Here is a 12,654-nt window from a genome sequence, read left to right on the forward strand (position 1 = left end):
TCCAGACAGCCCTGGGCTAGCTCAGCCGCTCGATGATGGTGACATTGGCCTGGCCGCCGCCCTCGCACATGGTCTGGAGGCCGTAGCGGCCGCCGGTGCGGTCGAGCTCGTGCAGGAGGGTGGTCATCAGGCGGGCGCCGGTGGCGCCGAGAGGGTGGCCGAGGGCGATGGCGCCGCCGTTGGGGTTGGTCGTCGCCGGGTCGGCGCCGGTCTCCTTGAGCCAGGCGAGGACGACGGAGGCGAACGCCTCGTTGATCTCGACGGCGTCGATGTCGCCGATCGTCATCCCGGTCTTCTTCAGCGCGTGCGCGGTGGCGGGGATGGGTGCCGACAGCATCCGGATCGGGTCCTCTCCGCGCGCGGAGAGGTGGTGGACGCGGGCGCGCGGGGTGAGGCCGTGGTCCTTGACGGCCTGCTCGGAGGCGATGAGCAGCGCGGCGGCGCCGTCGGAGATCTGCGACGAGACGGCCGCGGTGAGGCGGCCGCCCTCCACGAGGGTCTTCAGGCCCGCCATCTTCTCCAGGGTGGTGTCGCGGCGCGGGCCCTCGTCGGCGGCGACGCCCTCGCAGGGGACGGTCTCGCGCTCGAAGCGCCCCTCGTCGATGGCGCGGATGGCGCGCTGGTGCGACGCGTAGGCGAACGCCTCCATCTCCTCGCGGGAGATGTCCCAGTCGCGGGCGATCATCTCGGCGCCGTTGAACTGCGACACCTCGACGCCGCCGTAGCGGCGGTTCCAGCCCGCCGAGCCCGCGAAGGGGCCCTCGGTGAAGCCGAGCGGGGCCGCGGCGGTCATCGCCGAGCCGATCGGGATCTGCGACATGTTCTGCACGCCGCCCGCGACGACCAGGTCCGACGTCCCGGACAGGACGGCCTGCGCCGCGAAGTGCACGGCCTGCTGGGAGGAGCCGCACTGCCGGTCCACCGTGACGCCGGGGACCTCCTCGGGGAGCCCGGCGGCGAGCCAGCAGGTGCGGGCGATGTCGCCGGCCTGCGGGCCGAGGGTGTCGACGCAGCCGAAGACGACGTCCTCGACGGCGGCGGGGTCGATCCCCGTCCGGTCCATGAGGGCGGTCAGCACGTGCGCGCCGAGGTCGGCGGGGTGGACTCCGGCGAGCCCGCCGCCCCGGCGCCCGACCGGGGCGCGGACCGCGTCGACGATGTAGGCCTCGGCCATGGGGGTGTCTCCTTCGTACGGGGGCCTAGCTCGCCCTGATCCCTTCGAGGAACATGGCGAGGTACTGCTTGGCGATGTCGTCGGCGGACAGTCGCCCGCCGTGCTGGTACCAGTTGGCCGCGACCCAGACGGTGTCGCGGATGAAGCGGTAGATGAGGGTGCGGTCGAGGTCGGCGCGGAAGGCGCCCTCCTTGACGCCGCGGTCCAGCAGCGACAGCCACATCTCCTCGAACCGCCGCTGGGAGTCCAGGAGGTAGTGGAACCGCTCGCTGGTCGCGAGGTGCTTGGACTCGTTCTGGTAGAGGACGACGGCGGGCCGGTGCTTGTCGATCGAGCGGAACGACTCGGCGACGACGGCCTCCAGGGTTTCGCGCGCGCTGAGGCCGGCGTCCAGGACGCGGTCGTAGGCGGCCCACATGTCGTCCAGGAAGGTCGACAGGATCTCGTCGGCCATCGACTCCTTGGAGTCGAAGTGGTAGTAGAGGCTGCCGCCGAGGATCCCGGCGGCGTCGGCCACCTTCCGGACGGTGGTGGCGGAGTAGCCCTGGGAGGCGAACACCTCGGCGGCCGTGGCGAGCAGCTCGGCCCGCCGTCCCGCGCGGGCGGCGGCGGTGCCCTCGGCGTCGCGCCGTCGTGGACTCATGCGCAGTTCCTCATGTACCGGTGTTCCTCATGTACCTGGTGTCCCTATGCGTGCTGGGAGGAGACGGAGACGACCTCGCCCGTCATGTACGACGAGTAGTCGCTGGCCAGGAAGACGATAACGTTGGCCACCTCCCACGGCTCGGCGTAGCGGCCGAACGCCTCCCGGCGCGTCAGCTCCTCCAGCAGTTCCTCGGACGTCACCTTGACCAGGTGCGGGTGCATGGCCAGGGACGGGGAGACGGCGTTGACCCGGACGCCGAAGTCGGCGGCCTCCAGCGCGGAGCAGCGGGTCAGGGCCATGACCCCGGCCTTGGCCGCGGCGTAGTGCGCCTGGCCCTTCTGCGCCCGCCAGCCGATCACCGAGGCGTTGTTGACCACGGCGCCGGAGCCCTGCTCCCGCATGAGGCGCAGGGCGGCGCGGGTGCAGCGCATCGTGCCGGTGAGGGTGATGTCGAGGACGCGCCCCCACTGCTCGTCGGTCATGTCGACGAGGTCGGCCGTCCCGCCGAGCCCGGCGTTGTTGACCGCGACGTCGATCCGCCCGAACCGCTCCGCGGCGCGGGCGTAGAGGGCCTGGACCTGCTCCTCGGAGGTGACGTCGCAGGGCAGCGCGTCGACGCGGTCGGCGCCGAACTCCTTCTCCAGCTCCGCCGCGGTCGCGGCGAGCCGCCGCTCGTGCGCGTCGGAGAGCAGGACGCGGGCGCCCTCCTCCAGGCAGCGGCGGGCGGTGGCGCCGCCGATGCCGGCTCCGGCCGCCGCGGTGATCACGACGGCGCGGCCGGCGAGCAGGCCGTGCCCGGGGACGTAGGGGGGCGGGGTCATCCGCGTGCCTTCCTGTCGGCGGCCGGTTCACGGGGCAGGCCGAGCACGCGCTCGGCGATGATGTTGCGCTGGATCTCGTTCGACCCGGCGTAGATGGTGTCGGAGCGCGAGAACAGGAACAGCCGCTGCCAGTCGTTCAGGTCGTAGGGCCGGTCCTGCCCGTCCCCGCCGTCCGGGCCCGTTCCCGGCGCCCCGTCGGCGACGAGCCCGGCGGCGCCGAGGACGTCCATGGCCAGCTCGCCGAGTTCGCGGTGCCAGGTGCCCCAGACGAGCTTGGAGATCGACGACTCGGGGCCGGGCGCGCCCGCCGCGACGCCCGCCATGGTGCGCACCGCGTTCAGCCGCATGATCTCCAGGCCCATGTAGGACCGGGTCAGCCGGTCGCGCAGCAGGGGGTCGTCGATGGCGCCGGTGCGCCGGGCGAGGTCGGCGACGCCCTCGAACTCGCGCCGGAACCCCACCTGCTGGCCGAGCGTCGCGACGCCGCGCTCGAACCCGAGCGTCGCCATGGCGATCTTCCAGCCCTCGCCGGGCTCCCCGACGATGTCGCCCGCGCCCGCGCGGGCGCCGTCGAAGAACACCTCGTTGAACTCGGAGGTGCCGGTGAGCTGGACGATCGGCCGGATGTCCACGCCGTCCTGCCGCATCGGGACGAGCAGGTACGACAGGCCCTTGTGGCGGGACGAACCCGGCTCGGTGCGGCACACGACGAAGCACCAGTCGGCTTCGAGGGCCAGCGACGTCCACACCTTCTGCCCGTCGATCCGCCAGTGGTCGCCGGCGAGTTCGGCGCGGGTCTGCACGTTGGCCAGGTCGGAGCCCGCGTTCGGCTCGGAGTACCCCTGGCACCACAGCTCCCGCGCCGCCACGATCGGCGGCAGGAAGCGGGCGCGCTGCTCGTCGGTGCCGAACGCGATGATCGTGGGTCCGAGCAGGTTCTCGCCGATGTGGTTGACCCGGGCCGGCCCGTCGGCGAGCGCGTACTCCTCGTGGAAGATCACCTGCTGCTCGACGGTGGCGCCGCGGCCGCCGTGCTCGCGGGGCCAGCCGACGCAGGTCCAGCCGGCGGCGGCCATGTGCCGCTCCCAGGCCAGCCGCTCCTCGAACGCCTCGTGCTCGCGGCCGGGGCCGCCGAGCCCGCGGGCATGCGCGAACTCGCCCGACAGGTTGCTCTGGAGCCAGTCGCGGACCTCGGCGCGGAAGGCCCGGTCCGCGGGGGACTCGTTCTGCTTCACGCACCGAACTCTACCAAACAGTTGTTAGAAAGAATCACCCCCCAGGGCGGGTTCGGCCTCCCGGGCCGCGCCCCGCCCCGGGACGGGGTGCGCGGCCCGGGCCGGTGCGGGAGCCGGCGCGGGCCTCGGCGCGGCGGCCGCGAACTCGCGGTGGAGCAGGTCGAAGAGCCGGTCCCAGCGGGCGAGGACGGTGTCCGGGCGGAACCGCGCCACCGACGCGCGGGCCTCGGTCCCGAGTGCGCGGCGCAGTTCCGGATCCTCGATGAGCCGGCCGAGCGCGGCGGCGAACGCGGTGACGTCGCCCGGTGCGGCCAGCAGGCCGTCCCGCCCGTCCTCGATCAGGGCGCGGACGCCCGGCGCGCAGTCGAACGCCACCGTGGGCAGCCCGTACGCCATGGCCTCCAGCACCGACATCGGGAAGCCCTCGGCCCGCGAGGGCAGCGCCAACACCGACGCCTCGACGAGCGCCTCCTCGACGTCGGACACCACGCCCCGGAACTCGACCGACGCGGACAGCCCGGCGGCGGCCGCCCGTTCCCGCAGCTCCGGCTCGTCGGGGCCGCTGCCGTAGACGTGCAGCCGCCACCCCGGATGGCGTCCGGCGACGCGCTCCCACGCCTCCAGCAGCAGGTCCACGCCCTTCTCGTAGGCCAGGCGGCCGACGCAGGCGACGACGGGCAGGTCGAGCGTGGGACGCACGCCGGGCGTGACGTGCCGCGCGTTCGGGATGTGGTCCACGTTGGTCATGCCGTCCCTGGCCCAGGCGTCGGCGTCCTCGGCGGTGAGCACCAGCATCCGGTCGGCGCGGGCGTAGTGCTCCTTGACCCGCCGGTACCGCGACGACCCGCGGGTCGCCTGGTGGGACTCGTGGCTCATGGCCACGACGCGGAGCCCGGAGGTGTCGGCGAGCCGCACCCACTCCATCGCCCACACCTGCGCCACGATGACGACCGCCCCCGGCGTCGCGGCGGCGAACAGCTCCGACAGGCGCGCCGCGCCGCGCCGCTGGGCGGCCGTCCGCCGCAGGTCGCGGGCCCGCGCCGCCGGGTCGAGCCGCAGCACCGCGTTCCGCGGGCGCCACGCGAGGACGGGCGACCGCCACTCGCCGTGCAGCACCTCGACGGCGTAGGAGCCGTCGCGGCCGTGGTGGTACGGCTCCAGCCCCCGCGTGATGCCGACGAGGGTGACGCGGTCGCCGCGCCCGGCCAGCAGCCGCGCCATGTGGTGCGCCCATCTCTGGAGGCCGCCCATGTCGTCGGCGTTGTTGCACACGATGAAGACGTCACGCGGCGCGGCCATGGCGCTTCCCCCTCCTGCTCGGCGCGGCCGGGAAGTAGCGGTCCGCCACCGTCCTCGCCGCGGCGCCCCGGTCGTGCTCGCCGAAACGCGCGGCGAACGCCCGGCGGCGCCCGGCGTGCTCGGCTTCGGCCGCGTCCAGGCCGGCGAGCGCGGCGACGAGCTCGTCCTCGCCGCGGGTGATCGGTCCGGGGGCGTGCCGCTCCAGGTCGAAGTAGCCGGCCGGGAGGTCCCGGCCGTCCGGGAGGTGCAGCACGATCGGCCGGTCGAGCAGGGCGAAGTCGAACATGATCGAGGAGTGGTCGGTGACGAGCGCGTCCGCCAGCAGCAGGAGCGGCGTCACGTCCGGCACCGCGCCGACGTCCCGCATGACCGCGCGGGCGCCCGGCGGCACGTTCGCCCGGCACAGGTAGTGGGCGCGCACGAGCAGGACGTACTCCTCCCCCAGTTCCTGCGCGAAGACCGCCGGGTCCACGGGCGGGTCCAGGAGCCGGACGGGCCGCCCCCTCGGCCCGGTGACGTACGTGGGCGCGTACAGGACGGCGCGGCGCCCGTCGTCCAGACCGAGCGAGTCGCGCAGGGCCGCGACCTCGGCGGCCAGCTCCGGATCGCCGTCCACCCCGTTGACCAGCGGGTCGTTGCGGGGGTAGCCCGCCGGGAGCAGCTCGGAGCGGACGCCGAGGCCGCTGCAGAGCGTCTCGGTGTCGTGCCCGGAGCGCACCAGGAAGCAGTCGAAGCGCTCCACCATCCGCCGCAGCCGCGCCTGGTGGGCGGCGGGCCCCGACTTCAGCCTCGGCTGGTCCATTCCCATCAGCTTGAACGCCGACCCGTGCCAGGTCTGGATGTAGGTCGTCTCGGGGCGCTTGCGCAACCGGTCCGGGAAGCCCTGGTTGTCGATCCAGAACTGGGCCCGCGCGAGCGCCAGGTAGTACGCCCACGACCCGCGCTTGACGAGCCGGGCGTCGTCCGGGAACCCCTTGGGCGACGACGCGTACGACCACACCGCCGTCACCGGACGGCCGGACCTGCGCAGCTCCCGGTAGATGTACTTCGGGTTGTCGGAGAAGTGGCGGCCGAGCTGGCTCTCGAAGACCGCGAGGCCGGTGCGGACGGGCAGCCGGCTCAGCACCCGGTTGAACACGAAGATCTTGGTGTTCCGGCCGGTCAGCGTCCGGCGCAGCGCCCTGTCCAGCCCCCGCGCCCGATGCCGGGCCAGCCGCGCCGGCCGGGACCGGGCGGCGCGGCGCGCGACGGCGCGGGCGAGCCGCGCCCACGGGCTCCCCGTCTCCAGGACGAACGCCAGGTGCCCGCCCTCGGTGACGTACGAGCGGAGCCGGTCCCCCGCGAACCGCGTCAGCCGCGGCCGGACGGGCAGCGCGACCCCGCCGAGCGACGGCGACCCGCGCCCCTCTCCGAGCCGGGTGACCACCTCCTCGCCGTCCACCCGGATGCGCAGCCGGACGTCCCAGAGGGGGTCGACGAATCCGAAAGGGCGGATCCTCCGGGCCGGATCGAACTCGGCCCGCCAGGTGAGCCGGTCGCCCTCGTGCCGGACGGACGCGCGGACCCGCCCCTTCCTGGAGCGGCGGCGGCGCCGGTCGCGGAACTCCAGGATCCCGGTCAGTTCGGCCGCCCGCGGGATCCGCTCCAGCGGGTTCAGCACGTACCCGGCCATGAGCACGCGCCCGCCGCGCGCCTCCAGCCGCGTGACGGTGTTCGCCGGGCGCAGCTCCCGGAGGGGCCGCACGTGGAACCCGAAGGCCGTGACGTCCAGGACGCGGCGGCCGAGCGTGCCGCGCGGGCGCCCGGCGCCCCAGTACACCCGCCCGTCCCGCTCCACCAGGCGGGCGCGCAGCTCGGGCCGCTTCACCGGGTCGTACTCGGCGGCGGCGAGCGCGCCCGCGTGGTCGCCCTCGCGGATCAGGTGCGCGGCGATCGCGGGCAGCGGGTTGGCCTCCTCGAAGACCCTCGGGTCCAGCTCGGCCAGGTAACCGGCGGCCAGGTCGAGGAAGCGCGCCTGGTGGGCGGGCTCGCGGTCGCGCAGGTCGCGCAGGTAGAGCACCAGGTCGTGGTTGACGAACTTGACGTCCTTGGCCCGCCGCAGGTCGTAGGCGCCGCGCAGCGCGAAGAGCATGTCGATGCGGCGGTGGATCTCCAGCCGGTCGGCGAAGTTCGCCAGCTCCGCGCGCCGGTTGGAGATCGACGGCGCCCGCGTCCGCTCCCTGACCAGCCAGTTGTACACGCGGTGCGGGATCAGCGCGGTCCGTCCCGCCTCCAGGTAGGCCTCGGCGGTGAAGAGCAGGTCCTCGTAGTGCAGCCGCTCGACGAACCGCAGCCCGTGCTCCTCCAGGAAGCCGCGCCGGTAGGCCTTGTTGGTCGAGAGGGTGTCGTAGAGGAGATCGGGGTTCTCACCCAGCGAGTCGTAGACGACGCTGTTCCGGTAGAGCCAGGGGTACCAGGGGCGGATCCGCCCCTTCGCGCCCTCGGGCACGTCGAGGAAGATCCGGTCGCAGAGCCCCGAGACCAGGTCGGCGCCGGTGTCCTCGGCGGCGGCGAGCAGGTTGAGGCAGGCGTGCCGGTCCAGCAGGTCGTCGCTGTCGAGGAACATCACGTACCGGCCGGTGGACGCCTCGATCCCGATGTTGCGGGGGCGGCCGCAGCCGCCGGAGTTGGCCGGCAGGTGGACGGCCCGGACCCGGCCCGGGTGGGCCGCGGCGAGCCGGTCGGCGGCCTCGCCGGTGCCGTCGGTGCTCGCGTCGTCGACGATCAGCGTCTCGACGCCGCCCAGCGACTGCGCCAGCGTCGAGGCCACCGCCCGCGGAAGCCTCCGCGCGTCGTTGTAGGCGATCACCACCACGCTGACATCCGGGCGCACCGCCATCGGCATCCCCCTCCGCAGACCGGACGTCCTGGTTTCCTTTCCAGGAACGCCGCACTGAGGTCCAAGAGGGATCAAAGGCTGTCAACGCTTAGCATTACCCACCGACAGCGGAGGCAATGGGCACAACACCCGGAACGCCAGAAGGCGCCCGGCGGGGGCCGGGCGCCTTCGCTGAGCGCGCACCTTCTCGGGCGGTGTCGGATCAGCTGGCGTATTCGGGGTAGCCGTAGCCGACGACCTGCGACTTCTCGCGGACCTTCTTCTGCACCGCGTTGTCGGTGTTGCCCTCGATGGTGGTGATGCTGCCGTCGCCGTTGTCCTTGACGACGATGCCGACGTGGTCGATGTCGCCGATGCCGGCCTTCGAGCCGTCCTGCCAGTCGAAGAACACCACCGCGCCCGGCTTGGCCTTGTGGCCCCAGCGGCCGGTCTGCTTGAACCAGCTGGCGTGCTGGACGGTGTAGGCGTCCCAGCCCATGTTCTTGACGCCGGTCTGGGCGCCGAGCCAGGAGACGAACATGTTGCACCACTGGGCGCCGTTGTACTCCTTGACCGAGAAGCCGCCGTCACGCTTGGCGGTGGCCTTCGCCTGCGGAGTCGAGACGTACCACTTGTGGTACTTGGTCTGGCCGCCCTTGCCCTCGTGGATGCCGACCTGCTTCTGCGCGAGCTTGATCACTTCGGCGGGCTTGACGGCGTGCGGCGGGACCTTGAAGCCCTCGCGCCGCGCCTCGGCCGCGACCTTGTCGGCCTTCACGGTCTTGACCTGGGAGGACTTGGCCTGGGAGGACTTGGCCTGGGAGGAGTGGTGCGCGGCGGTGCCCTGCTCGGCGACCGCCGCCGTCTGGGCGGAGGTCTCGGCGACCGCGCGGCCGCCGGCGAGGGGGTTGACCACCGAGAGCCCGACCGCGCCCGCCAGGACCGCGCCTACGGCGACGCCGACGGCCTTGTCCTCGGGCGTGAGGCGGTTGAGCGAAAGTCGATCGAAAAGACCGGACATGCAGGGAATCTCCTTGTCTTCCATGGCGCCTACCGGGTTAGCTGACGGATTCGGGCATGGAAGCAGCCCTACGGCGCGACTCTCGGGCGCGCCGATTCACCCCAGAAACGTGGGTCCCCGGCTCCGTTCCGGTCGTCCCGACCGGCCGGACTCGGCCTCGCATCGCGCTCGGCGGTGCAGGTATGCGGATGTTCTCACTGACAGATCTTGATGAGGGGGCGCGCGTCGATTGGCGCGCATCGCGTGCGGATTCCGCTCCGCGATCCTCGGCCGCGCATGGTGCGGCCGGCGGCAACGCATGGAACGCGTTGCGTGATTCGGGATCGAAGGTACCAACCTTCTCAAGAAAAGCAAACCAGGCATAAAGTAAAGTCTTGCCTGCTCAAAGCCCTTCCAAGAGACTCCCAACACCGAGGCCGCCCCGCGTCTTCCCGATCTTTGCCGAGATGGCCCTCAGCCCCTTGCCCGCCGTACTTACCGGCCCTTCGAGAAAAGGTAAAGAAGATCGAAAAGGTGGCGCCCGGCGCCTCTCGCCGGGGCGCCCGGCGCTCCCCTGGCGCCGCTGGGTGAGTCGCAGGTCACACCCGGCGATCCTCGCTGGTCAGGCGTGCCGTTCGTCACCGCGAGGCCTGGGCGGTCACTCCACGTAAAGGGCGAAGAGCGTGGTGTCGTCCGCCGCCCGGTCGTGCTCCATCCGCGCCAGCACCTCGTCCAGGACCCGCTCGGGACGCGTGGAGGAGTCCCGCAGGATGCGGGTCAGGCGGACGATCCGCTCGTCCAGGTCCGCGTCCCTGCGCTCCACCAGCCCGTCGGTGTAGAGGAAGAGCATGTCTCCCGAGTCGAGCCCGGTGGTGATCGTCGTGTACTCCCAGCCGGGCATCGCGCCGAGCATCGGGTCGCGGACCACTTCCAGCGGGGTCGCCCGCCCGTCCCGGACCAGGATCGGCGGCGGATGGCCCGCGCACGTCCACTCCAGGACGTGCCGGGACGGGTCGTAGTGGGCGACGATGGCGGTGCCCGTCGCGGGCGGGTCCATGGCGCCGATCAGCTCGTTCAGCCAGCCGACCAGCCGGCCCGCCCGCTCCCCCGTGCAGGCGAGGCCCAGCAGGCCGTTCCGGGTCCGCGCCATCGCGGCCGCCGCCGGCAGCCCGTGCCCGGCCGCGTCCCCGATGGCGAACATCGCCCGCCCGTCCTGCAGGGCGCGGGTCGCGAACCAGTCGCCGCCGATCCGGGCCGTGCTCTCCGCCGCCATGCTGCGGATCGAGGTGGTCATGCCCGGCAGCTGCTCGACCTCGTCCTCGTCCGGCAGGATGGCCCGCCGCAGCGTCACCGCCACCCGGCGCTCCTGCGCCGTCCTCGCCTGCTGGCGCAGCATCTGCCGCCGGGTCTCGGCCAGCGCCCGCTCCACCCCGCGCCGCCGGGTGATGTCCTGCGAGACGATGTTGATCGAGACGGGCAGTCCGGACTCCCCGAGCACCGGCTCGGCGAACACCCACAGGTGGCGCGGCGTCCCGTCCTGGCCGATCACGCGGTGCTCCGCCTCGACCGGTTCGCGGCGCGAGAACATCGTCTGGACGGCCTCCTCCACCAGCGGGAGGTCGTCGTCGGCCACGACCTTCGGCAGGTCGTGCGGCATCGGCGGCACCTCGTCCGGAGAGAGGCCGTAGTTGGCCAGCATCTGCGGCGTCCAGTCCGCCTCGCCCGTCGCGAGGTCCCACTCCCCGAACCCGATCAGGGCGAGCCGCTCCACCCGCTCAAGCCGCCGCGCGATGCGGTCCTCGGCCAGGTGGTACCGCCAGGTCACGCAGATGCCGGTCGGCACGCGGACGCACCGCACGCTCATCCGCGACGACCGGGACAGGCCGCGCTGGGCCGTCGAGTACTGGATCGAGGAACGTTCCAAATGTGCACCGGACTCCAGCACCCCGACATACTCGTCGAACAGGCCGCTGAGCACCGCCCCGGGATCCGTCCGCAGCAGCCGCAGCCCGGTCAGCTCCTCCCGGCCCCGCCCGAACATGTCCCTGGCGACGCCGTTGAGCTCCGCGAAGAGGAAGTCGGCCACGTTGCCGTCCGGCCCCCGCACCGGGACCAGATGCGCCGCCGAGTCGAGCGCCCCCTCCAGCACGGCCGTCGCCGCGGGGTCGTCGGGCACCCTCGCGAGGACCTGCGCGTCCCCCGCGGTGTCCTCGGCCGTCACCCGGCGCAGCACGTCCTCGGCGTCCGACAGGACCGCCTGGCGCTCCGCGGGGACCTCCTCGGTGCGCGGCGCCCGGCGCCCCGCCACCACGGCCCCCACCGGCCCGCCGCCCCCGTCCTTGACCAGCAGCGACGCCGCCTCGGCCATCTCGATGTCCAGGTCGCGCGCGAGCCAGATCAGGTGCTGCAGCGCCTCGCCCGGCGGGACGCCGAGACGCCGGGCCAGCACGACCCGCGCCTCCGCCAGCACCGCACGGTCGTGCGCCGCGCCCCGCAGGTCCTCCAGGTCCGCACCGTGCACCCCGGGCTGGATGCCCTCCACTTCCGCCAACCCCGTCCCCCGTTCGGCGTCACCTGCCCCTGGGAGAAAAAAGCTACATACGTCAGCGAGGGACTATTCGCCCATCTCCGAGTAAAGAGGCCAGATCTTTGCCCGGGTTTTTCGTTCACGCCCGAACTCGAAGGCTTCCGGTGACCGTCTCAAAACGGACCCCTTCCCTGCCTGTGGCCCACGTCACACCCGGGCCACCTGCCGCGTCAGCGAAGTGATCCGCGCCGCCGCCGTCCGGAACGACGTCCCCGCCGGATGCAGCGTCAGCACCACGACGACCCTGTCCCCCACGACCCCCGTCGTGTGCAGCACCGGCCGCCCCAGCCCGAGGTCGGGCCGCCACGCCGCCGGCCGCACATGGCACGGCTCCGCGGGCGTCTCCCCGAACCCCGACCACCCCTGCTTGACCGCCCACGGCCGCTTCAACGCCCGCGGAATCCCGAACGTCTGGTCGAACCCGTCCGTCCCGCACGGCGTCGAGGCGCGCAACTGCCGCAGCACGAACTCCCGCTGCCCCCGCGGCGCCTTCTCCAGCAGATACCGGTACATCCGCACGACGTCCCGAGCACTGAGCGCCGTGTACCCCCAGAACCCGGGCTTCTCCGCGGGCGGCGGCGCGGTGTCCTCCAACCCGATCTTCCGCACCATCCGCTCGATGATCTGCTTGCGCCCGCCCCGCCGCCAGAACTCCGTCGCCGCCCCGTCGTCGCTCGACCGCAGCATCGGCACCAGCAACCGCCGGTCCGCAGCCGACACCTCGTGCCGATCCATGTAGTCCAGCGCGATGAGGATCTTCACCACCGACGCCGACCGGAACGTCCGCCGCGTCGCCCGCGCGGCCACCACCCGCCCCGAGCCCCGGTCGAACACCTCGTACGAGGCCCGCACACCCGCCGGCACCCGCACGACCGGCGCCCTGGACGGCGCCTCCGAAACCCGCGGCGCGGACTCCTCCGGCCCAGGACTCCCGCTCACCGACCGAGCCCCTCCACCGCCGCCGCACCCGCACACCAGCCCCAGGCCCACGACCCCGGCCAGCACCGCCCGCAAACGCACCATCAGGCCTGCCTA

General features: G+C 73.1%; 9 protein-coding genes and 1 riboswitch. All 9 genes read right to left on the reverse strand.

All coding sequences use genetic code 11. The features are described from left to right. Positions 1 to 16: 16 nt before the first annotated feature. Positions 17 to 1,174 (reverse strand): acetyl-CoA C-acetyltransferase, encoded by a 1,158-nt coding sequence (locus ACQEU6_RS12085; RefSeq protein WP_499331498.1) that lies wholly within the window; start codon positions 1,172 to 1,174, stop codon positions 17 to 19. 25 nt (positions 1,175 to 1,199) lie between these two features. Then, positions 1,200 to 1,817 (reverse strand): TetR-type transcription factor C-terminal domain-containing protein, encoded by a 618-nt coding sequence (locus tag ACQEU6_RS12090; RefSeq protein WP_499331500.1) that lies wholly within the window; start codon positions 1,815 to 1,817, stop codon positions 1,200 to 1,202. A gap of 44 nt (positions 1,818 to 1,861) precedes the next feature. Further along, positions 1,862 to 2,641, reverse strand: a complete 780-nt coding sequence (locus tag ACQEU6_RS12095) for an SDR family oxidoreductase (protein WP_499331502.1) — start codon at positions 2,639 to 2,641, stop codon at positions 1,862 to 1,864. Further along, on the reverse strand, positions 2,638 to 3,876 hold the full coding sequence (locus tag ACQEU6_RS12100; protein ID WP_499331504.1) for an acyl-CoA dehydrogenase family protein: 1,239 nt from the start codon (positions 3,874 to 3,876) through the stop codon (positions 2,638 to 2,640). Before ACQEU6_RS12100 ends, ACQEU6_RS12095 begins: the two co-directional genes overlap by 4 nt. A gap of 24 nt (positions 3,877 to 3,900) precedes the next feature. Next, on the reverse strand, positions 3,901 to 5,175 hold the full coding sequence (locus tag ACQEU6_RS12105; protein ID WP_499331505.1) for a glycosyltransferase: 1,275 nt from the start codon (positions 5,173 to 5,175) through the stop codon (positions 3,901 to 3,903). Continuing rightward, positions 5,159 to 8,053: a bifunctional glycosyltransferase/CDP-glycerol:glycerophosphate glycerophosphotransferase gene (locus ACQEU6_RS12110; protein WP_499331507.1), complete on the reverse strand. Its 2,895-nt coding sequence runs from the start codon at positions 8,051 to 8,053 to the stop codon at positions 5,159 to 5,161. Before ACQEU6_RS12110 ends, ACQEU6_RS12105 begins: the two co-directional genes overlap by 17 nt. A gap of 202 nt (positions 8,054 to 8,255) precedes the next feature. Continuing rightward, positions 8,256 to 9,053, reverse strand: coding sequence for a CHAP domain-containing protein (locus ACQEU6_RS12115; protein ID WP_499331508.1), 798 nt, complete (start codon positions 9,051 to 9,053; stop codon positions 8,256 to 8,258). A gap of 12 nt (positions 9,054 to 9,065) precedes the next feature. Beyond that, a riboswitch (cyclic di-AMP (ydaO/yuaA leader) is annotated at positions 9,066 to 9,220 on the reverse strand. Between the two features lie 470 nt (positions 9,221 to 9,690). After that, on the reverse strand, positions 9,691 to 11,574 hold the full coding sequence (locus tag ACQEU6_RS12120; protein WP_499340155.1) for a PP2C family protein-serine/threonine phosphatase: 1,884 nt from the start codon (positions 11,572 to 11,574) through the stop codon (positions 9,691 to 9,693). Positions 11,575 to 11,766: 192 nt separating this feature from the next. Continuing rightward, entirely contained in the window at positions 11,767 to 12,642 is an 876-nt protein-coding gene (locus tag ACQEU6_RS12125; RefSeq protein ID WP_499331510.1) for a hypothetical protein, read from the reverse strand. Between the last annotated feature and the right edge of the window lie 12 nt (positions 12,643 to 12,654).

It is taken from the genome of Spirillospora sp. CA-108201 (genome assembly GCF_050936235.1).
Lineage (GTDB): Bacteria > Actinomycetota > Actinomycetes > Streptosporangiales > Streptosporangiaceae > Spirillospora.

What these genes read in the sequence shown, in the direction of transcription:
- ACQEU6_RS12085 (WP_499331498.1), bottom strand. Translation starts at nt 1,174, where the DNA reads ATGGCCGAGGCCTACATCGTCGACGCGGTCCGCGCCCCGGTCGGGCGC.
- ACQEU6_RS12090 (WP_499331500.1), bottom strand. Translation starts at nt 1,817, where the DNA reads ATGAGTCCACGACGGCGCGACGCCGAGGGCACCGCCGCCGCCCGCGCG.
- ACQEU6_RS12095 (WP_499331502.1), bottom strand. Translation starts at nt 2,641, where the DNA reads ATGACCCCGCCCCCCTACGTCCCCGGGCACGGCCTGCTCGCCGGCCGC.
- ACQEU6_RS12105 (WP_499331505.1), bottom strand. Translation starts at nt 5,175, where the DNA reads ATGGCCGCGCCGCGTGACGTCTTCATCGTGTGCAACAACGCCGACGAC.
- ACQEU6_RS12110 (WP_499331507.1), bottom strand. Translation starts at nt 8,053, where the DNA reads ATGGCGGTGCGCCCGGATGTCAGCGTGGTGGTGATCGCCTACAACGAC.
- ACQEU6_RS12115 (WP_499331508.1), bottom strand. Translation starts at nt 9,053, where the DNA reads ATGTCCGGTCTTTTCGATCGACTTTCGCTCAACCGCCTCACGCCCGAG.
- ACQEU6_RS12125 (WP_499331510.1), bottom strand. Translation starts at nt 12,642, where the DNA reads ATGGTGCGTTTGCGGGCGGTGCTGGCCGGGGTCGTGGGCCTGGGGCTG.